20 protein-coding genes are annotated in these 20,846 nt (G+C 67.5%); 10 read left to right on the top strand and 10 right to left on the bottom strand.

Annotated features, from left to right (window positions below; translation table 11 throughout):
* Nucleotides 1-51 precede the first annotated feature (51 nt).
* The 4 genes from JFC09_RS02235 to JFC09_RS02250 are packed head-to-tail and all read left to right on the top strand — an operon-like array spanning nt 52 to nt 3,960.
* On the top strand, nt 52-1,428 hold the full coding sequence (locus tag JFC09_RS02235; protein ID WP_198392331.1) for a sugar porter family MFS transporter: 1,377 nt from the start codon (nt 52-54) through the stop codon (nt 1,426-1,428).
* A 5-nt stretch (nt 1,429-1,433) separates the two neighbouring features.
* Nucleotides 1,434-1,850: an RbsD/FucU domain-containing protein gene (locus tag JFC09_RS02240; protein ID WP_198392332.1), complete on the top strand. Its 417-nt coding sequence runs from the start codon at nt 1,434-1,436 to the stop codon at nt 1,848-1,850.
* On the top strand, nt 1,847-2,929 hold the full coding sequence (locus JFC09_RS02245) for an amidohydrolase family protein (protein WP_198392333.1): 1,083 nt from the start codon (nt 1,847-1,849) through the stop codon (nt 2,927-2,929). The genes JFC09_RS02240 and JFC09_RS02245 overlap by 4 nt, the downstream gene beginning before the upstream one ends.
* 47 nt (nt 2,930-2,976) lie before the next feature.
* A complete protein-coding gene (locus JFC09_RS02250) occupies nt 2,977-3,960 on the top strand; it encodes an aldo/keto reductase (protein WP_198392334.1) in 984 nt (327 codons plus the stop codon).
* Between the two features lie 20 nt (nt 3,961-3,980).
* On the opposite strand, the gene JFC09_RS02255 is transcribed toward JFC09_RS02250, so the two are convergent.
* From JFC09_RS02255 to JFC09_RS02280, 6 genes are all read right to left on the bottom strand, one after another.
* Entirely contained in the window at nt 3,981-4,655 is a 675-nt protein-coding gene (locus JFC09_RS02255; RefSeq protein ID WP_198392335.1) for a FadR/GntR family transcriptional regulator, read from the bottom strand.
* A 495-nt stretch (nt 4,656-5,150) separates the two neighbouring features.
* The gene (locus JFC09_RS02260) at nt 5,151-6,125 is read right to left on the bottom strand and encodes a hypothetical protein (RefSeq protein WP_198392336.1); all 975 of its coding nucleotides are present in this window, start codon (nt 6,123-6,125) and stop codon (nt 5,151-5,153) included.
* 379 nt (nt 6,126-6,504) lie between these two features.
* Nucleotides 6,505-7,215, bottom strand: coding sequence for a GntR family transcriptional regulator (locus JFC09_RS02265; RefSeq protein ID WP_198392337.1), 711 nt, complete (start codon nt 7,213-7,215; stop codon nt 6,505-6,507).
* Between the two features lie 97 nt (nt 7,216-7,312).
* Complete coding sequence (locus JFC09_RS02270) at nt 7,313-8,734, bottom strand: aldehyde dehydrogenase family protein (RefSeq protein ID WP_198392338.1); 1,422 nt, start codon at nt 8,732-8,734, stop codon at nt 7,313-7,315.
* Nucleotides 8,731-9,273, bottom strand: coding sequence for a zinc ribbon domain-containing protein (locus JFC09_RS02275; RefSeq protein WP_198392339.1), 543 nt, complete (start codon nt 9,271-9,273; stop codon nt 8,731-8,733). Before JFC09_RS02275 ends, JFC09_RS02270 begins: the two co-directional genes overlap by 4 nt.
* Entirely contained in the window at nt 9,270-10,091 is an 822-nt protein-coding gene (locus JFC09_RS02280) for an N-acyl homoserine lactonase family protein (protein WP_232483021.1), read from the bottom strand. Before JFC09_RS02280 ends, JFC09_RS02275 begins: the two co-directional genes overlap by 4 nt.
* Nucleotides 10,092-10,361: 270 nt before the next feature.
* On the opposite strand from JFC09_RS02280, the gene JFC09_RS02285 reads away from it, so the two are divergent.
* Nucleotides 10,362-11,450: a zinc-binding dehydrogenase gene (locus tag JFC09_RS02285; protein ID WP_198392340.1), complete on the top strand. Its 1,089-nt coding sequence runs from the start codon at nt 10,362-10,364 to the stop codon at nt 11,448-11,450.
* 205 nt (nt 11,451-11,655) lie between these two features.
* Nucleotides 11,656-12,768, top strand: coding sequence for an alcohol dehydrogenase catalytic domain-containing protein (locus JFC09_RS02290; protein ID WP_198392341.1), 1,113 nt, complete (start codon nt 11,656-11,658; stop codon nt 12,766-12,768).
* 147 nt (nt 12,769-12,915) lie between these two features.
* Here JFC09_RS02290 and JFC09_RS02295 read toward each other — a convergent pair whose 3' ends face one another.
* Nucleotides 12,916-13,698, bottom strand: coding sequence for an enoyl-CoA hydratase (locus tag JFC09_RS02295; RefSeq protein WP_198392342.1), 783 nt, complete (start codon nt 13,696-13,698; stop codon nt 12,916-12,918).
* Nucleotide 13,699: 1 nt separating this feature from the next.
* The gene (locus JFC09_RS02300) at nt 13,700-14,899 is read right to left on the bottom strand and encodes a CaiB/BaiF CoA transferase family protein (protein ID WP_198392343.1); all 1,200 of its coding nucleotides are present in this window, start codon (nt 14,897-14,899) and stop codon (nt 13,700-13,702) included.
* Nucleotides 14,900-15,005: 106 nt separating this feature from the next.
* On the opposite strand from JFC09_RS02300, the gene JFC09_RS02305 reads away from it, so the two are divergent.
* The 4 genes from JFC09_RS02305 to JFC09_RS02320 all read left to right on the top strand — a co-directional run bounded on the left by JFC09_RS02305 (nt 15,006) and on the right by JFC09_RS02320 (nt 18,948).
* A complete protein-coding gene (locus tag JFC09_RS02305; protein ID WP_198392344.1) occupies nt 15,006-15,746 on the top strand; it encodes a GntR family transcriptional regulator in 741 nt (246 codons plus the stop codon).
* A gap of 111 nt (nt 15,747-15,857) precedes the next feature.
* The gene (locus tag JFC09_RS02310) at nt 15,858-16,817 is read left to right on the top strand and encodes a Bug family tripartite tricarboxylate transporter substrate binding protein (RefSeq protein WP_198392345.1); all 960 of its coding nucleotides are present in this window, start codon (nt 15,858-15,860) and stop codon (nt 16,815-16,817) included.
* A gap of 28 nt (nt 16,818-16,845) precedes the next feature.
* A complete protein-coding gene (locus tag JFC09_RS02315) occupies nt 16,846-17,430 on the top strand; it encodes a tripartite tricarboxylate transporter TctB family protein (protein WP_198392346.1) in 585 nt (194 codons plus the stop codon).
* 9 nt (nt 17,431-17,439) lie between these two features.
* Nucleotides 17,440-18,948: a tripartite tricarboxylate transporter permease gene (locus JFC09_RS02320; RefSeq protein WP_198392347.1), complete on the top strand. Its 1,509-nt coding sequence runs from the start codon at nt 17,440-17,442 to the stop codon at nt 18,946-18,948.
* 111 nt (nt 18,949-19,059) lie between these two features.
* Here the strand turns inward: JFC09_RS02320 and JFC09_RS02325 are convergent, their stop codons facing one another.
* Nucleotides 19,060-20,022 (bottom strand): C-terminal binding protein, encoded by a 963-nt coding sequence (locus JFC09_RS02325; protein WP_198392348.1) that lies wholly within the window; start codon nt 20,020-20,022, stop codon nt 19,060-19,062.
* Nucleotides 20,022-20,786, bottom strand: a complete 765-nt coding sequence (locus tag JFC09_RS02330; protein WP_198392349.1) for an HpcH/HpaI aldolase family protein — start codon at nt 20,784-20,786, stop codon at nt 20,022-20,024. The genes JFC09_RS02325 and JFC09_RS02330 overlap by 1 nt, the downstream gene beginning before the upstream one ends.
* Between the last annotated feature and the right edge of the window lie 60 nt (nt 20,787-20,846).

Genomic DNA, 20,846 nt, shown 5'->3' on the forward strand with positions numbered 1-20,846 from the left:
ACCCGGTCACACCCGCCCAGCAGGGCACTCCCCTTCAGGAAGGAATCGCTGATGCGCGACGACGCCAGCGGCGAGGCGGCCACACAGGCGCCCACCCTCGTCCGTGACCACTCCCAGGAGCCCATCCCGCGGAAGGTCTACTTCATCGCGGTGCTCGCAGGCTTCTCCGGTCTGCTCTACGGTTACGACTCCGGGGCGATCTCCGGAGCGCTGCCGCCGCTGACCGACCAGTTCGGGCTGACCTCCCAGCAGCAGGGGCTCATCACCTCCCTGCTGCTGTGGGGTGCTCTGCCGGCGATCGTCGGAGGCACGTTGGCGTCCCGGCGGTTCGACCGTCGTCACATCCTCATCGTGGGCGCCGTCATCTTCGTCGTCGGGTCGATCGCGAACGCGCTGGCCCCCACACCGGAGTTCCTCATGGGGGCACGCTTCTTCCTGGGGCTCGCCGTCGGCATCGCGAACATGTTCGGGCTCATCTACCTGTCCGAACTGGCGCCCACCCGCATCCGGGGCATGCTCACCGGCATGTACCAGCTCACCGTCAACGTGGGCATCCTGTGCGCCTACATCGTGGGCGACGTGTTCCAGGAGTCGGGTTCGTGGCAGTGGATGCTGGGCATCGGCGCGTTCCCCGCGATCGTGTTCCTCATCGGCATGATCATCGCCCCCGCCTCGCCGCGCTGGCTCATGACCCGGGGCCGTGACGCGGACGCACTCGCGATCCTCAAGTCGCTGCGCGGCGGTGACGACTACGCGGAGGCGGAGGCGGCGGAGATCCGCAGCAGCCTGCGCCAGCAGGACGCCGGGGTCTCGGCGCTCGTCACCTCTGCGCGGAAGCCGCTCATCGTGCTGGTCGTGCTCACGTTCTTCCAGGTGTTCACCGGCATCAACGCGGTCGTCTACTATGCACCGATCATCTTCCAGAACGTCGACTCCATGGGCGCGAACGCGGGCATGATCGCGAACTACGGTGTGGGCACCGCGCTGGTGGTCTCGACCGCGATCGCGCTGCCCATCATCGACAAGCTGGGGCGCGTGAAGCTGCTGGCGATCTCCCTGGGCGGCCAGGCGATCGCGATGGCGGCACTGTGGCTCTTCCCCGATGCCGGGACGATCTCGATCGCCGCGGTGTTCTTCTACACGTTCGCGTTCGGGATCGGTCTGGGGCCGGTGTTCTGGCTCTACGTCCCGGAGGTCCTGCCTCTGCGGGTCCGCGCGATCGGAATGGGCGTGATCACGTTCCTCCAGTACACGATGAACGCGATCTTCGCCGCGGCGTTCCCGGTCGCACTGGAGCGCTACGGACCGGTGGTGTTCTGCGTGTTCGCCGTCCTGTCCGCGGTCGGACTCTTCTACGTGATGACCCGCGTGCCGGAGACCAGCGGACGCTCCCTCGAGGAGATCGAGGCCCACTGGCGGGAAGGCTGACGACCGTGCTGCACACCGACATCGTCCACCCCGATCTGCTGCGGGCGCTGGCCCGCAGCGGGCACGGGACGAAGATCCTCCTGGCGGACGGCAACTACCCGCACAACACGGGTGCGCCGGCCGGCGCGGAGCGGATCCACCTCAACCTCACGCCGGGGGTCCTCACGGTCACGCAGGTGCTCGAACCGCTCGTGCGCACGGTGCCGGTCGAGGCGGCGGAGATCATGCTGACGGCGGAGTCCGCCGAGGCCTCTGTCGTCGCCGACTACCGCGCCCTCCTGCCGGGCGCCGCCTTCGCAGGCCACGAGCGGTTCGCGTTCTACGACGCGGCGCGCGGTGCCGACGTGGCCGTCGTCGTGGCGACCGCCGACCAGCGGCAGTACGCGAACCTGCTGCTCACGATCGGGGTGCGCACGGCATGAGCGGCGACTCCCCGGCCACTGCACCCACGGACGACGCGGCACTCCTGGTCGATGCGCACCTGCACCTGTGGGACCGGTCCGCCCTCGCGTACCCGTGGATGGAGGGACGCGACCTGCCAGCGACCTCCCTGCCCGACGACCCGTGGGAGCAGACCCCCACGCCCGGGGCCCTTGCCCCTGAGCACGTCGGGTCCCAGCCCGCCGCCCCCACGCCCGAGGCCGCCCCACCTGTGCGTCCGGCTGCCGTCGTCGTCGAGGCCGGGGCTCGGCCCGACCAGTGGGACGACGAGATCGGGTGGGTGCGAGCGCTGGCCGCGGATCACCCGCACCTGCGGGCGATGGTCGCGGCCGTCGACTACACGGATGCAGATCTGCTCCCGCGCTTGGACGCCTATGCCGCCGATGACTTCGTCTGCGGTGTGCGCGACAATTTCGAGGGGCTCCCCGCCGGGGCGATCGGCGCCCCGGAGAGGCTCGCGGGCATCCTGGCCGCCCGGGAACGCGGGCTCACCGTCGATCTGTGCGTCCGGGCTTCCCAGCTCGACGAGCTCGTCAGTCTGCTCACGGCAGTGGCGGAGGTCCGCGGTGATGCCGCGGGCATCGTCCTCGACCACGTCGGCAAGCCCGACCTGGGCGATCACGTCGGGAGCCTGAACCCGGGCGATCACGTCGGGCACCCGAATCCGGGTGACCAGGCGGGCACATCGGACCAGGGCGACCAGGTGGGCAAGCCGGGTGTGGGCAGTGAGGTGGGTGCGGCCTCGGGCGCGGATGCGACCTGGAGGGACGGGCTGGCGGCCCTCGCAGCGATCCCCGGCGTCCACGTCAAGGTGTCCGGCCTGCCCGGCCAGATGAGCGGGCCGGTGGACGCGGACGACCTCGCGCGGATGGTGCGCGACTACGCGACGCCGGCGATCGAGGAGTTCGGGCCGGAACGCAGCATGTTCGGGACGGACCACCCCGTGTCCACCCTGCCCCGCGGAGTGACGCGGGCGGACTGGGCGCGCGCCGTCGTCGCGCACGCACCCGGGGCCGCACAGGTCCTGGGTGCCACCGCACAGCGGTTCTACGGAATCTGAGAGCGCCCGGACCGCCGGGCACCACAGCGAGGACACGAGGAGTACCGATGAAGACGAACGAGACGGTGGAGAGGCTGCGCTCGATCGGCTTGGGGTTCGGCGGCGCGCCCGTCGGCAACCTCTACCGCGCGATCGACGACGACACGGCGACCGCGGCGATCGACGCGGCCTGGGAGGGCGGCCTGCGGTACTTCGACACCGCGCCGCACTACGGCCTCGGGCTGTCGGAGCGTCGACTGGGCGCGGTCCTGTGCGACAAGCCGCGGGACGAATACCTGCTGTCGACGAAGGTGGGACGTCTCATCCGGCCCGCGGACGCGCCACAGGACACGGACGACGAGGGCTTCGCGGTGCCCGGCGATCGCATGCGCGTGCGTGACTACTCGGCGGACGGTGTGCGGCGGTCGCTCGAGGAATCACTCGAGCGGCTGGGCCTGGACCGGGTCGACATCGTCTACATCCACGACCCGGACGACCACTGGCGCGAAGCCGTCGACGGTGCCGTCCCGGAGCTCGAGCGGATGCGGGACGAGGGGATCATCGGCGCGTGGGGCGCGGGCATGAACCAGTGGGAGATGCTCCACCGGTTCGTCACGGAGACGGACATCGACGTCATCATGCTGGCGGGACGCTACACACTGCTCGACCAGAGCGCGCGCGAAGACCTCATCCCGGCCTGCGAATCGCGGGGCGTGGGGATAGTCGATGTGGGCGTGTACAACTCCGGGATCCTCGCGAACCGGGATCCGGCGGTCCACGCCACCTACAACTACGAGCCGGCGGAGAAGGCGATCCTCGACCGCGCGCAGGCGCTGGCCGATCTGGCGGAGAAGTGGGGCACGACGCTGCCGGCCGCAGCGATCGCGTTCGTCGAACGGGACCCCGCGATCACGAACGTGACCCTGGGCATGCGCACCCGCGAACAGGTCGAGAGCAACCTCGCACACACCGCGGCGCAGATCCCGGAAGGATTCTGGTCCGCCGCGGTGGAGCAGGGGCTGGTGGCGTTCGATCCCGCGGCGCTGGGGTGAGGAAGAGCGGCTGAGCCGCTTCACGCATCGCCGGCGTGGCTCACCCACTGCTCGAGGCCGGCCAGGTGCACCGTCATCGCCGCGCGTGCGGTGTCCGGGTCACGCGACTCCAGAGCACGGATGATCGTTCGGTGTTCCTGCATCGTCGCGTCGATCGCACCCGTCTGCGTGATGCCGCGCCACGTGCGAGCCCGCCGGGTGTTGACGGAGACGGCATCGAGGATGCCCGCCAGATAGCTGTTGCCGGACGCGTCCGCGATCGTCCGGTGGAAGTCGACGTCGTGGGCGACGAGTGAGTCGATGTCGTCCTCGTTCGTGTCCTCGATCGTCTGCCACAGGGTGGCGATCTGCTCGTCCGTGATGCGGGTCGCTGCGAGGTACGCCGACTGCGCTTCGAGGATGCGGCGGACGGCGAGGATCTCCTCGATCGCGTTCGACGCGTGGAATTCGACGACGAAGCCGATAGCCTCGCGCAGCTGCTGGCCCGTGAGCTCCGCGACGAACGTTCCGTTGCCGCGCTTCACCTCGAGGACGTTGATGAATTCGAGCGCCTTCACCGCCTCGCGCAGAGAGTTCCGGGACAGCCCCAGCATCGCGGACAGCTCGTTCTCCGGAGGCAGGCGCTGGCCCGGCGACAGCTCACCGGAGGAGATGAGGTCCTTGATCTTCGTGAGTGCTGCATCCGTCAGGGCCATGGGCTGATCATACGATCCGGGGCGGTCCGTCACTGATCCACGTGGGACGGGTGGTGACGGGGCTCAGCACAGCGTGGGGTGGTTCCGGAGGGCCTCCGTGCAGCGCGGGACCAGTTACCGGTCCGGAGGGAACCCGAACTCGCCTGTCCTCCGGACCGGTAACTGGTCCCTGGGTAAAACATCGTTCGAGACGGTGGCCTTCTCGACGGCTGAACCTTCGTGGCGGCCCACCCCTCGTGGTCACTCGCTGCGAGCGACGCGCACCTTTCTGGCGACTCACCCCATGGGGCACCGCGAAGGGGCAGTGCGAGGGGGCAGTGCGAGGGGGGCACTGCGAGGGGGGCACTGCGAGGGGGCGCTGCGAGGGGGCGCTGCGAGGGGGCAGTGCGAGGGGGCGCTGCGAGGGGGCGCTGCGAGGGGGCACCGCGAAGGGGCACTGCGAGGGGCCACAGCGAGAGGCCACCGCGAGGGGTGCTCTCCTCTCACGCGGTGACATCACCGATCGCGATGTCGAGCGGACACGGCACGCCTGATCTCGGTGAATGCTTCGGTCTTGAAGAGGTCTGGCCATCCAAGCTGAAAGACCCGATAGTCGAGGTTCCGCAGCCTGTAGTCCCGCCGCCTCTCGCGCCGAGCGCGTTGTGCCCCCGCGTCGCCATCCACATATTTGATCTCTCCGTTGACCTCGACGATCACCCGCGCCTCACGGTGTGCGAAGTCGACTCGTGCGATGAATACTCCTGTCTCGTCTCGAAACTCCACTTGGGCGATGAAACCCTCCATCCCGAGTTCGTGGAAGCGGACCGCACAGATCGATTCCGCAGGGGATTCGCGGACGGCATCGGAGAGTGCGAACGCCGTCCGGGCACGGGGCGCGCCTTTGCGAGAAGAGAATGCATCACTGATCTCGGCGACTTCCGGCGAGCTGACGAGACCCGCCCGCAACGCGTGGTCGATCATCGGCACGGAGATGTCGAGCGGGTAGTCGTGCGCGACATCGATGAGCGTTCTTCTCACCGTGGTCACGCGGGCACCGTCGAGCGTGGTCACGTCGTCGTCGGGCAGCGTGCGCTTACGCAACCTGAGCTGTCTGTACTCACGTGATCGAGAAGGGTGTATCGCCTCGGCCCGATGCTGGATCGGCCGAGTGACGGGTAGACCCCAGAGCAATGCCGCCGATAGATGAGAGAACGCACTGCCTTCGGGGAGTGACCTGGAGTAGGACTGGACGACGACTCGGAGCTTCGCTGTATGCCCACGGAGTCCGGGCCGGTCGATGTCCGATTCGGCACCGTTCATCGGCGGTTCCGCGATCGTCCGGAGCCGCTTGTGCTCCTCGGACGGACACTCGCGCCGGATGACGTACACGCCGCGACGTATTCGTGTCATGCAGCACCGGAGCACCGCCTCGAGCTCTGGACGGGTGAGTCCCGCCCGGTCGATCGCGGTCCGGGTGAGTAGAGCAGTCATGGGCAGACGGTCCCAGGCCGTCGACGCCGCGACAAGACTGCTCGCGTCTCTGTGGAGACAGCGTCGCGACAGCCGCTTCCTGTGACCTCAAGTGGGGGCGCAGAGAGGGGAGTGCGCGATGAGTGGGGGGTGTGCAAGGAGGGGGTGTGGGTAGGGAGTGGAAGTGCGCGGGGAGTGGGTGCGGGCAGGGGGTGAGGCAGTCCGATTCCCACGGGACCAGTTACCGGTTCGGAGGGCATGCGAGTTCGGGTGTCCTCCGGACCAGTAACTGGTCCCGCGAGCGCGGAGCGCCAATGGGGGCACCCGGGGGCCCCACCCGCGAGCGCGGAGCGCCGATGGGGCGCCCGGGGAGCGCCGTGGCGTACGTCCCGCTTCGCGCCTACGATGCGGACCGTGCGCGGAGATTCTCGGAGAAGCTCTCCGCCAGCGCATCGCCGGCGCGCTGGTGGAAGTCGCGTGTGACGGCTCTGGCGGCCTCGGCGTCCTGGGTGTCGATCGCTTCGAGGACATCGCGTTGACCGCCCACGGTGATGTCCGGCCAGCCCGGGACGTCGGAGTACAGGGAGCGCGGGACGTAGCGGATGCAGAGACCGGCGGTCCACCGCAGCTTCGGTGACTCCGACGCGTGGTTGATGATCGAGTAGAACTCCCTGTTCCGCGCATCCAGGCCGTGGGCCGCATCCCGGTGGAGCATCGCGATCGACTCGTGGTGGAGCGCGCGCAGCTCCGCCCGCTGGGCATCCGTGAGCACCCCGACCGCGCGGGCCGCCAGCTCACCGCTCACGAATCCCAGAGTGAGGAACACGTCGCGGATGTCGTCCGCCGTCAGCGGGGCCACGGCGAACCCCACCCCGGGGCTGCGGGCGACGAGCCCTTCCGTGACGAGCCGCTGCATCGCCTCCCGCACGGGGGTCAGCGACATCTCGTACTGCGAGGCCAGCTGATGGACCCGCAGGGAGCTTCCCGGGGGCAGGTGCCCGGAGATGATGTTCTCTCCGACGTCGGACGCGACGATCGACGCCGAGGTGCCATAGCGCCTGTCCTGTTCGGTCGCCCGGTCGTTCTCGGAGATGTCGCTGATTCGTTCCACTTCTCGTCCGTTCTCTCCGTCCGCGACACCCGCGCTCCCGCACCTCAGCAGGATGCGGGGCGGTCGACGTGTCCGCCGACCGCCCCGCATCCCACTGTCACAGGCTCACGAGCACCGTCTTCGTCGCCGTGTAGGCGTCGAGTGATTCGTAGCCCTTCTCCCGACCGTAGCCGGATTTCCCGAAGCCGCCGAACGGGTATTCGACCCCTCCGCCGGCCCCGTACGCGTTCGCGTAGACCTGACCTGCGCGGACACGTGCTGCCAGCCGGTGCACCCGGGAGGAGTCGCGTGTCCACACGGCCGCCATGAGTGCGTAGTCCGTGCTGTTGGCGAGTTCGACCGCCTCGTCCTCCGTGTCGAACGTCCGCGCCACGAGGACGGGGCCGAACACCTCTTCGCGGAAGATCTCCGCGTCCGGTTCGACTCCCGCGATGAGTGTGGGGCTGAAGTACGCGCCCTGCCCCAACGCGCCTCCCTCAGGTGCCGCCCCGCCCGTGATCACCTGGCCCGAGGCCCGTTCCACCATCCCCGTCACCCGATCCTGCTGCTTCCGGGAGATGAGCGGTCCCAGGTCCGGGTCCGCGGAACCCGGCCCCAGCGAGGTCTCCTCGAACGACGCCCGCAGCTTGCCCAGCAGCTCGTCCTCGATGGAGCTGTGCACGAGCAGCCGCGATCCGGCGGAGCAGGTCTGTCCCGCGTTCTGCAGGATCCCCTTCGTCGCGAAGGTGACGACCCGGTCGAGGTCCGCGTCGGGGAAGACGACGTGCGGGGACTTCCCGCCCAGCTCGAGGGTGGTCGGCACGATGTTCTCCGCTGCTGCGCCGGCGATGAGCTTCCCCACCGGGTTGGAGCCGACGAAGCCCATGTGATCGATGTCGGGGTGGGCTGCCAGGGCGGCCCCGGCCTCGGCGCCGATCCCGGGAACCACGTTGATGATCCCGGGCGGGAACCCCGCCTCGATGGCCAGTTCGGCCAGGTGGACGGCGGACCGAGGGGTCTCGTCCGCGGGTTTGAGGACCACCGCGTTCCCGGTGACGACGGCGGGCGCGACCGCACGGCCGAACAGTTGCAGCGGGTAGTTCCACGCGATGACGCTGCCGCACACGCCCAGGGGTTCGCGGCGGGTGTACACGTGGAACGCCGGATCGACCGGCAGCTGCAGACCGTAGTAGGAGTCGATCGCACGACCGTAGAACGTGAAGTACCGTGCGGTCACCTGCGCGTCGGTGCGCGCCTGCGAGATCGGCTTCCCCGTGTCCTCCGAGTCGAGCGTCGCCAGTTCGTCGACGTGCTCGAGCACCAGTGCGGCGAACGCCTGTGCGACGTCCGCGCGGTGCTCCGGCTTCGTGCCCGCCCACGCCGGCTGCGCGCGGCGGGCCGCGGCGACGGCTGCGTCGATGTGGTCCGCGGTTCCCCGCAGCACCTCACCGATGACGCGTCCGTCCGCCGGGTCCACGTTCTCGTACGTCTCCGCACCGGTCACTGACTCACCGTCGATGAACGCGGGTGTCTGGGTCATCGTCGTGACGCACCTCCCTGTGTCGCCCCGGATCCCTTCGCCGAGGCGCCCGCCGGCTTTCCCGACCCCCTCGCCGAGGTCCCGGCGGGATTCGCGGTCTTCGTCGCCGAGCCGCCGTCGGGCCTCCCCTCTGCGGCCGCCGCCTTCTGCGCCGAGTCCGCCTTCACAGCGGCCTCCACGGAGGCGCCGATGTCGTCACCGGCACGCAGCGGCCTGCCCTGGAAGATCCCTTCGTGCGCGAGGATCGGCCGGCGATCGCCGCCCAACTCCGGGTAGCGCTCCTCGAGCTTCTCCCGCTTCTCCATCGAACGGCGCCAGTAGTCCACGGCGCCCGGATCGCCGCCGGACATGCCCTTCCAGCTCTTGGGCATCTCCTCACGGCTGCGCCCGGCGGACGCGAACCCGCTGGTCCTCACCGTCGTGAGGATGCGGCGCGAGGACTGCCCGCAGTCCGGGCAGTCCGGGGCGGGGGAGGACATCGAGGCGACGCCCGCCTCGAAGCGATGGTCACTGTCGCATCGGAAGTCGTAGAGGATCATGAGTAGTACTCGTCCGGTCCCATCTTGAACGTCTGACGCTGGGCCTCGTCGTGGCCGAAGATCATCTCCGCACCTGTCTCCTGCTCGATGCGGCGCAGCTTCTCCACGGACGCGAGCCAGTCGAGGCTGCTCCACACGATCGCGGCGCCGATCGCCGGCGGGCCGTACGACTCCTCCATGTACACCGCGTCCGAGGTGAAGATCTTCGTCCCCTCGTTCGGCAGGTCCACGCGCAGCGACATCGTCCCCCACGTGTGTCCGGGGGTCTGGATGACGGAGACGCCGGGGACGATCTCGTCGTCTCCCGTGATCCCGCCGATGTTCAGCCCCTTGTAGTCGTCAGGGATGTGTGCGCCCTGGTTGTAGCCGGTGATGCCTGCGACCCCGTCGAGCTCCGCCTGACTCGTGACGATCCGCGTCTTGCCGTTGTCGAACATCTTCGCGTTCGCGGCGTGGTCGAAGTGCAGGTGCGACAGGACGAGCAGGTCGATGTCGTCGGGTGCGAGCCCCATCTGCGACAGGCTCGAATCCAGGTAGCCGGAGTCGCCGTCCGGGTCGTCGAGCACGGGGAAGAATTCGTGGAAGCCGGTGGGCTCCCAGTGCTGTCGCCAGTTCCGGGGGACCCCGGTGTCCCACAGGATCTTCCCGTCGGGGTGGTCGATGAGGACCGCGTGTGTGGGGACCTGCCCCCAGGCGCGCGGATCGTTCTTGTGCTCGCGGGTCTTGATGACGGAGTGCGGAGCCAGCAGCAGCCATGTGCGGTCGGCTTCCATCGTCCCCGTGTCGAGGATGTGGACTTTCATATCAGGAGCGGCCATCGGAATCTCCCTCGCTCTGCTTCGTCGTTGAAGGTGTGGCGTTCCGTGCGCGGAGGGCGTTCTGGAGGCGTGCTGGACGCCTCGGGGCACCCTTCCGTGCCTTCAAATATATTTGCTTTCGGCGAAAGGTCAAGGGGTGAGGGAAGTCCTTGACCGGATAAATATATTTGAGTAGCGTCGCAAGGGAGGGTGTGAGGATATCTCTGCCCGGAAGCGCAGGCACAGTTGACGTCCACGATGACGTGGGCGCCCACAGCGAGGTGAGAGTGCATGGTCACTGGACGGAATCTTGTTCTCGAAGACGTGGGGAGCACCGCCGGCCGTAGCTACGACGTGCCGGATCCACCGGCGGGCGGACTCGTGCTCGCGATGATCCGGGCGAACGTGTGCGGGTCGGACGTGCACATCCTGAACGGCGGGCACCCCCTCGTGGGACCCGGCTGCGTCATGGGTCATGAGGGGGTCGGTCGCGTCCACGCCCTGGGTGAAGGGGTCACCGCGGATTTCGCGGGTGAGCCGCTCGCGGTGGGGGACCGGGTCGTGTCGACCTACTTCCAGGCGTGCCGACGGTGCCCCGAATGCAACAACGGACACCTGAACATCTGCCGCAACGCGTACGCCGGCTGGTCGAAGCAGGCGGACGAGTCGCCGCACTTCCACGGGACGTTCGGCACGCACTACGTCGTGGGCCCGAACTTCGCCGTCTACAAGGTGCCGGACAGCGTCAGCAGCAAGGCCGCCTCGAGCGTCAACTGCGCGCTGTCGCAGGTGTACTACGGCTGCCTGCTGGGCGAGGTGTCCTACGACGACAAGGTCGTCATCCTGGGTGCCGGAGGGCTGGGCGTGTGCGCGTCGGCCGTCGCGAGCACCTTCGGCGCGACCGTCTGGGTGGCGGAGATGGCGCCGCAGCGTCTGGTGAAGGTGAAGGAGTTCGGCGCTCACCACACGGTCGACCTCACGCAGGCGGAGGATGCGGACGGCCGCGTGGATCTGGTGCGGGACATGACGGACGGCGGCGCGGACGTCGTCATCGACCTCACCGGTGTGCCGTCCGCGTTCTCGGACGGTGCGCGGATGACGCGGTCCGGCGGGATCTTCGTGGAGATCGGCAACATCACGCCGAACAAGTACACGGAGTTCGATCCGGGCCTCTTCACCCGCACCGGTGTGCAGATCCGTGCGGCGATCCGCTACCCGCAGACCGTGCTGGGTCGCGCGATCCGGTTCGTCGCGGACACACCCCATTTCCCGTGGGAGTCCCTGGTCGACGCGGACTTCACGCTGGACGAGGTGGACGAGGCACTCGCCCAGGCCGCCGCCCGGAAGGTCACCCGGGCAGGCATCGTCATCGACGACTGATCCCGGCGGCGAGTGTCGGGGGCCCGTCGGTCGACGGTTCGCCGATGGCCGGCCCGTCGATGGCCTGTGGCTGGTCCACCGGTCGCTGTCCCACCGGTGGCTGGTTCGCCGGCCGACGGTTCGCCGGTCGATTGGATCGTGGGACACGGGCCGTGCATCCGGTGCACGCCTGGTATTGATGGAACACGACTGTGAGGAGACGACGATGAAGATCACCGGAGCTGTACTCGATTCCGTGGGGACGGCGGAGCGGCCGTACGCGGACAGCAAACCTCTGCGGATCGCGAACCTGGAGCTCGACGATCCGGGCCCGGACGAGGTGCGCATCAGGATCCGTGCGGCAGGCCTCTGCCATTCGGACCTGTCCGTCGTGGACGGCAACCGGCCGCGGCCCACACCGATGCTCCTGGGGCACGAGGCCTCGGGCGTGGTGGAGGAAGTCGGTGCCGACGTCACCGACCTGACGGTGGGCCAGCAGGTGAGCACCGTCTTCCTGCCGCGCTGCGGGGAGTGCGCCAACTGCCTCACCAACGGCAAGCTTCCCTGCATCCCTGGCACCGCGGTCAACAACGCGGGCACGCTGGTGGGCGACCACATGCGCCTCCACGAAGGCGGTGAGGACGTCTACCACCACGTGGGCGTGTCCGGTTTCGCGACGCACGCGGTCCTGCACCGCAGCTCGGTCGTCCCCGTGGGTGATGACGTGCCCCCGGAGATCGCGGCAGTGCTGGGGTGCGCCGTGCTCACCGGCGGCGGTGCGGTCATCAACGCGGGCGACCCGCAGGACGGCGACGCGATCATGATCGTCGGCATGGGCGGGGTCGGCATGGCCGCGCTCATCACCGCGGTGTCGCTGAAGAAGGGCAGGGTCATCGGCGTCGACGCGAACGAATCGAAGCTCACCCGAGCGAAGGAACTGGGCGCCGACGAGGTCTACACGCCCGCGCAGCTCGAGGAGAACGGGGTGAAGGCCCCCATCGTCATCGAGGCGGCCGGCCACCCGAAGGCGTTCGAGACGGCGTTCAAGGCGACGGGCGTGGGCGGCAAGACGGTGACGATCGGCCTGCCGTCGCCCACGGCCGAATCGACGATCACGCCGCTCACCCTCACCGCGGAAGCGCGGACCGTCGTGGGCTCCTACCTGGGCTCCGCGGTCCCGTCGAAGGACATCCCCGTCTACGAGAGGCTCTGGCGCGACGAGGGCCTGCCGGTCGACGAACTCATCTCCTCGACGATCACGCTGGACGAGATCAACGAGGCACTCGACAAGCTGGCCGACGGCGAAGCCGTGCGACAGGTCATCCTCTTCGAGGACTGACGCACGGACGAGGGCTGAAACGCGGACGAGGGCGACGTACGGGCGAGGATCGAGACGGTCGACGGCCGCAGCGCCCAGTGGCCCGGCCCTCGACCGCGTCGGCCCTCGGCGTTCGTCGCCGGGTCGTCGTCCGCCTCGGTCGTCGGCTCAGCGTCCTGCCCAGGTGTACTCCGTTTTCGCGGTGAAGGACTTCACCGCGTTGTGGAAGTCCTCCGAGCCGTAGACGCGGGACACGATGTCCTCGTCATCGACCGGGGCGCGGTCGTTGAGCCGTCGCACGCCTTCCTTCACGGACCACATCGTGAGGGGTGCGTGGTTCAGCAGGCGTTGGGCGATCTCGTGCGCTGTCGCATCAGGGTCGTCCGTCACCTGCGAGACGAACCCGGCCGTGTGGGCTTCCTCCGCCGACAGGAACCGTGCCTGCAGCAGCATGTCGACGACCCGGGACTGTCCCAGGAGTGTGATGAGCAGGTCCAGGGTGTCGGTCGACAGGCAGTTGCCCAGTGTGCGGGCGATCGGAACACCGAACCGGGATCCGGGTGAGCAGACTCGGATGTCCGCGCTCGCGGCGATGCCGATGCCGCCGCCCACGCAGTACCCTTCGATCGCGGCGATGACGGGCACGTCGACACTGCGCAGCCGGCCCAGGACCGAACCGATCTGCTTCTCGTACTCCACGCCCCGCGGTCCGTCGAAGGTCTCGAACTGAGCGATGTCCGTTCCCGCGACGAACGCCTTGTCGCCTGCCCCGCGAAGGACCATGACCCGCACTGATGCGTCCTCCGACAGCTCGCAGGCCTCCACGAGTCCCTCGTACATGCTCCAGGTCATCGCATTGCGCTGTTCAGGACGGTTGAACGTGACGGTGAGGACACCGTCCGACGATTCGATGAGGAGGTCGTCGCGCGATGTGGACGTTGCGGATGTCATGTCAGGATTCTCCCTTGCCGGCGTTCTTGAGTGCCGTGAGCTGCTCGTCGGTGAAGCCCAGGCCGTCGAGGTGGTCATTGTGCTGGCCCAGGAGCGGGCCCGCCGCCCCTCGCGCGGCAGGTGTCCGCGACATGCGCATGGGCGACCCGATCTGGCGCACCGTTCCCGCCGTCGGGTGCTCTGAGTCCCAGAAGAACGAGCGGGCATTGAGGTGGTCGTCCGTGAACACCTCCCCGAAGTCATTGATGGGGGCGCACGGGACGCCCGCCTCGTTGAGCACCTCGGAGATCTCGTCCGTGGTCATCGTCGTCGTCTTCGCCTCGATGAGCTCGATGAGCGCATCGCGGTTCTGCATCCGTGCGGGACCGGTGGCGAACCGCTCGTCCTCGGTGAGCGGCAGGAGGTCGAGCGATTCGCAGAGCCGCTGCCAGTTCCGAGGGGTGTTCGCGCCGATCGTCGCGTAACCGTCCGAGGAGCGGACCGCCTGGTAGGGAGCCTGGTTCTGGTGGGCGGATCCGTTGGGCCCACCCACCTTCCCGTCGACGAAGTACGCGGCGGCCTCCCAGACTGCGTACGACACTCCACTCTCGAGCAGCGAGACGTCGATGTGCTGGCCCTCGCCGGACCGCTGACGTTCGTGCAGGGCCGCCGTCACGGCGAGGGCGACATACATCGCGGTCGTGAGATCGCAGATCGGCACGCCCACCTTGGCCGGCGGGCTGTCCGGGTGGCCCGTGATGCTCATGAGGCCACTCCGCGCCTGCGCCATGATGTCGAGTCCCGCGAGCTGCGAGAGCGGACCGTCCTGCCCCCAACCGGACGCGGACGCGTAGACGATCCCGGGGTTGCGCTCCCGGACCGCGTCGTAGTCCGCGCCCAGCCGCGCGACCACTCCGGGTCGCATGTTCTCGACGACCACGTCGGCCTTCTCCGCGAGGCGCAGGAAGGCCTCCTTCCCCAGAGGCGTCTTGAGGTCGAGGCTGACCGACTCCTTGTTCCGGTTGAGGAGCATGAATGGCGTGCTCTCACCGCTGACGAAGGGGCCGGTGCCTCTGGTCTGATCGCCGCCTTCCGGGTTCTCGATCTTGATGACGCGGGCTCCGAGGTCGGCGAGCTGCATGGTGGCGAAAGGGCCTGCCATGAAGACACCGACCTCGAGCACTGTGAATCCCGCGAGGGGGCCGGGGGGCTGAGTTGTCATGGGGACTCCTTCGTCGCCGTCGATCGCAGATAAATCTATTGAAACTGAGGTGTGATGTAGGTTACTGTATTCCCACTACTGTATACAGAAGACGGCGGTTTTGTACATGGAGAGCACACTTCCCCAGCAGTCGCGGCCACAGCTGGAGCGTCCGGGGAGCCTGGCCGACTTCGCGCGTCGCGCGATCGAAAGGGCGATCCTCGCGGGCGAGTACCGACCCGGCGAGCGACTGGTCGAAGAGCGGCTGTGCGAGGAGCTGGGCGTCTCTCGTCCACCCCTGCGGGAGGCGCTGCAGCAGTTGAGCTTCTCCGGCATCATCGAGCACCGCCCGCGCCGGGGGGTGTGGGTGAAGGACATGACCCAGCAGGACGTGTACGAGATCGTCAGCTTCCGCCGCGAGCTCGAGCGCATGGCGCTCCGCCTGGCGATCCCGGGACTGGACCCGTTCAAGGTCGCGGAATGCGAGAGAGCTCTCGACGCCATGCGGGACATCGCGAACAGTGACGACGAAGGCGGGCTCGTGGCTGCGGGTTTCGCATTCCACGTCTCCGTGATCCGCCTGGCCGGGCACGGTCGCATCGAGCAGGCCTACCGTTCGATGGCCCTGCAGCTCCAGCTGTGCATGGCCATGAACAACCGGGCCCGCAGACGCATCGAGGACCTGCAGGGGAACGTCCGACGCCACGAGGAGCTGCTGTCGACGATCCTCACCGAAGACCTCACGGCGATCGAGACCGCGCTGGATCAGCATGGCGAATCGACGTTCGTGGTGGATTCCCTCGCAGAGCTCCGGGAGGGGTCGGCACAGGCGACGGAATGGCTTTCGGGCTACGTGCGGAAGATCTGACAACTCACGTCGATGCGGCGTAGGGGGCCGCAGCACAGGAGCGCACAGCCGCGCTCGGATACACGCGAAGAGACCACACGGTTCAACAGAACTCTGTCAAGGGAGACGGACATGAAGAAGTCGATGAAGACGATCAGTGGCCTGGCTGCGGTGGGAGCGCTCACGCTCGCCGGATGCGGAGGCGGCGGTGATGCGGAGGGGTACTCCGCGTCGGGCAACGTCACGATGATCGTGCCTTTCGCTGCCGGCGGCGGCAGCGACATCGCGGGTCGCGCGACCGCGGCGGGCCTGGAGGACGCGACCGGCAGGACCATCACAGTGCAGAACATCGATGGCGGGTCCGGGGCCGTCGGCTACTCCGAGTTCCTGGGGAGGAACGGCGACGGGAACTACCTGCTCGCGACGGAGACCGCCATGGTCGCCCTGCCGCTCACCCAGGACGTCGAGTTCACCTACGAGGACTTCACCCCCATCATGAAGCTCGCGGAGGATTTCACGATCATCGCTGCGGCGGGGGACTCCGACCTCGAGTCGTGCTCCGACCTCGTGGAGCAGGCGAAGTCCGAGCGCACCGTGGTCGCCATCGCTGGTGCGACGGGTCTGGACAACATCACGTTCTCACTCATGGAGGACCAGACCGGCGCCGAATTCGATCGCGTGCCGTTCGAGTCCGGCAGCGAGGTCCTCACCGCTCTCATGGGCGGCCAGGTCGAAGCGGTGTCCGTGAATCCGAGCGAAGTGTCGGGTCAGATCGAATCCGGTGATGTGAAGCCGCTGTGCGCCGCATCGGAGGAGCGCTACGACTACGAGGGCTTCGAGGACGTCGAGACCGCCGCAGAGCAGGGGATCGATGTGGCCTTCGCGCAGTTCCGCGGCTTCATCGCACCAGGAGGGATCTCCGACGAAGCGCGTGACTACTGGATCGAGCAGGCACAGGCGTACGCGGAGACCGACGAATTCGCGGCCTACATCGAGGACAACCTCCTCCAGCCGACGGTCGAGTACGGCGACGACTTCACGGCGTACCTCGCGGAGAACGAGCAGGAGATCCGAGAGGCGCTCGACCTGTGAACCCTGACGGGAGAGGAGGAGGTCTCGCATGAGAACTCTCGTTTCTTCGCGCCGAAAGGCATGGTGGAAGGAAAAGCGGAGCGATATCGTCGGCACCCTGATCATGGGCGCTCTGGGCGCGGCGGCCACTCTCATGGGCCTCGGGTACGGGGTCTTCGTCGAGGGGAACCACGTGGGCCCAGGCTTCATGCCGATGGCCATCGGCATCTTCATCTTCGGGGCGTCGATGCTGGAGCTCGGACGGATCCTGATCGCCAGTGATTCCCTCAAGGAGAATTCCGTGATGGCCGTCGTCGAGACGACCCAGCAGGACGCTGCGGAGCAGATCGCGGAAGTGCAGGGCGAACTCGACACCTTCGGTCGTACCCAGAAGCAGCGCAATCGTGCGCCCTTCTACATCTTCCTCGTGCTGGCGGTCGCGCTCCTTCTCGTCGATCTGCTCGGGCTCGTCGTGTCGTTCGCGCTCGCCGTGGCATTCATGGTCATCGTCATCGAGCGTCGACCGTGGTGGGTGGGCATCATCGCAACCTCCTCCGCAGTCGCGTTCATCTACGTGATCTTCAAGCTCATCCTCAACATCCCTCTGCCCACCGGGTACCTGGGTCTGATCTAGGGAGCCTCCATGCTCGAGAATCTTCAGCTCGGTTTCGAGACCGCCCTGACGACAGAGAACCTTCTGTGGTGCTTCATCGGTGTTCTCCTGGGCACCGTCATCGGACTGCTCCCGGGACTCGGATCCGCGACGGGTGTGGCGATCCTGCTGCCCGTCACCCTCGCGTTCGAACCCGTCACGGCGCTCATCATGCTGGCCGGTATCTATTACGGCTCGCAGTACGGCGCGTCCACCGCGTCCATCCTCATCTCCACGCCCGGCGACTCGTCGAGTGTGGTCCTCACGCTCGACGGCTATCAGATGGCGAGGAAGGGAAGAGCGGGCGCAGCCCTTGCACTCTCAGCGATCGCCTCGTTCGTGGCGGCGATCCTGTCGCTCATCGGCCTCATCGCTCTGGCGGGTCCCATTGCGGCCTTCGCCCTGAACTTCGGGCCGGCGGAGAACATGGCCGTCATGCTCCTGGGTCTCGCGACGATCGTGTCGTTCGCGGGGTCCAATGTTCTGCGCGGCATCACCATGGCTGCGGTGGGGATCCTCGTGTCCCTCGTCGGAGTCGCGTCGGGGTTCTCGACCGCACGCTTCACGTTCGGCAGCACGAATCTGCTGAGCGGCCTGGATTTCGTGGCCGTCATGATCGGGATCTTCGCCGTGGGCGAGGTCCTCTACCAGATCCGCCGGGGCGGCGAGAAGCCGATCCGGGCGGGTTTCCGCGATCTCCTCGTGACGAAGGAGGAGCTCACGCGGTCTGTGACGCCGGCGTTGCGCGGTACCGGTCTGGGCTTCTTCCTGGGTGTCCTGCCGGGCGCGGGCGCGACGCTCGCCTCCTTCGTCGCGTACGGCGTGGAGAAACAGGTCAGCAGATTCCGCAAGCAGATCGGGACGGGCGCACCCGAAGGCGTCGCGGCGCCGGAAGCGGCGAACAACGCTGCGGCGAACGCGAGCTTCATCCCGACGCTCGCGCTGGGCATCCCCGGAAGCGGCACGACAGCGGTCCTGCTGGGTGCCTTCGTCATCTTCGGCCTGCAGCCGGGCCCCCTGCTCTTCGAGCAGGAGCCCGCGCTCGTCTGGGGTCTCCTGGTCTCCTTCTTCATCGGAAACCTCATTCTCCTGGTCCTGAATCTGCCGATGGCTCCGGTCTTCGCGCAGCTGCTGCGGATCCCCTATCAGTACCTGTACCCGTTCGTGCTGCTCATGAGCTTCATCGGCGCGTTCGCGCTGGGCAACAACACGTTCACCATGACGGTCGTGTTCGCGGCAGGGCTGGTGGGCTACTTCATGAAGCGATACGACTTCCCAGCCGCCCCGTTCGTGCTGGGGATGGTGCTGGGGCCGCTGCTGGAGAAGTCGCTGGTGCAGACCTCTGCTCTGGGCGATGGCAACCTGCTCATCGTGTTCGACTCGCCGCTGTCCGCGATCCTCATGTGTGCCGCGATCCTCGCTTTCGCGTACCCGCTGGTCAGTGGGATGGTCCGAGGTATGCGGAACCGCAAGAGGGCGGCGGTTCCGGCGGAGGCGTGACGGGCGGCGCCTCTCCCGCGAGCACGGGAGAGGCGCCCGTCCCTTACTTCTCTGTGATCCCCAGGCCGGAGCCGGTGTCGAAGCGTTCGGCCGGCTGTGCACCCATCGCTGTCAGTTGATCTGGCACCGAAGGTCGTCGCCCCGCAGCGCTCGCCCCATTTCCTCGGCGGCAAACCTCTGGAGGTTCGCCAGTGATCGCGCTGAGTAGAACGCGGCATGAGGAGTGAGAAGGGTGCGCGGTGCCGTTCGCAGTGGATGTCCCGCTTCGAGCGGTTCCGACTCCATGACGTCCAGAGCGAGTGCTCCGATGCGGTCGGCGGCCACAGCCTCAGCCGCCGCCCGAGTGTCGACGAGCGCGCCGCGAGCGGTATTGACAAGGACCGCCGTGTCCTTCATCGCTTCCAACGCTGCCCGATCGACGATGTGGTGCGTCTCCGGTGTGAGTGGAGCGTGGACGGAGACAATGTCGGCGTTCGCGATGACGACGTCGAATTCGACGAGTTCAATGTCATCTGCTGCGACCTCGTCAGAATCCGCGTAGGGATCGTACGCGATGATCTCTGCACCGAATGCTGCCATTCTGCGGGCTACTTTCCGGCCGATCTGTCCCGTACCGATGAGGCCGTAGACGACGTCCGACACTGCGGGGATCTCGCCGATCTCCGCAGCGGATATCCACCCGTCGTCGTGAGCGATAGCGGCGTGATAGTCGGCTATGCGCCGCAACGAGGCGAGCGCAAGCGCCACCGTGTGGTCAGCGACCGTGTCTGCCCCGTAGTCGGGGACGTTGCACACGCGGACCCCTCGCCGAGTGGCGGCCTCGACGTCGATGGTCTCGAATCCGATGCCGTAGCGAATCACGGTGGCCCCTGGTGAGAGTCCGTCCAACACTCGCTCCGTGATGGGGGCGTACGCGAGCATGACGACGTCTGCGCCTTCGGTGAGCTCCACGACGGCGTCTTCGTCAACGACGTTGTCCCCGACGACGAGTGCGGCGCCCGCAGACCTCGCGACGGCCGTTTCCTGGTCGAGGTCCGGGAACGACTGGTCGGTGATGACGACGCGCTTCCCCATCAGGAGCTCTCCGTTCCCGCTGCCAGGTCTTCGCGATAGGCGCGTCGCGCGGCAGCGACGTCCGACGACGTCGTGATGAACGTGAACCCTTGTGATCGTCGCTTCGATGCCTCCGCACCGTCGCCGCAGTGGATGGCTGCGATCTTGCCGTTCTTCTGTGCGACCGCCAGGATGCGCGCGATCGCCTCTGTCGTCACCGCTTCTTCGGGCCCCGGCTGCGAACCCAGCGAGAATGCGAGATCAGAGGGCCCGATATAGATTCCATCGATACCGTCGAGCGCAGCGATCTCTTCGACTGCGTCGAGTCCGGGTCGGTTCTCGATCATGGCCAAGAGGAGCGGCCGGCGATTGAGTTGATCAGGATCGTCTGTGTGCATGAGGGCGCCTGCCGGCCCCCATGAGCGGGTCCCGCCCGCGTCGGGGTATGCGAGCGACTCGACAGCCCGACGTGCTTCATCAACGGATGACACGAGCGGAACTATGATCGCTTCCACTCCGGCATCGGCGAGCATGCCGATCTCGGCAAACCGATTGTCCGGTACTCGCGCGACGACGAGTGCGTCGCCGCCTGAGCGGATCGCGTCGCTGAGACGAACGACAGAGTCCGCGCGGGCAAAGCCGTGCTGCAGGTCGATACAGACGTATCCATAACCCACGGACGAAGCGATGCGTGCGACATCTGCGCTGTCGGTCATCATCCACATGCCGTGGACGACCTCTCCCTCGCGAACTGATTCGGTGCGCGACGTGCGGAACAAACCCATGGGATTCCTTTCGATTCTACTGGGTGAAACGAGTTTCATGGTCAGTTTGGAAACGGCTGA

Source organism: Brevibacterium yomogidense, from assembly GCF_016107685.1.
Taxonomy (GTDB): Bacteria; Actinomycetota; Actinomycetes; order Actinomycetales; family Brevibacteriaceae; genus Brevibacterium; species Brevibacterium yomogidense.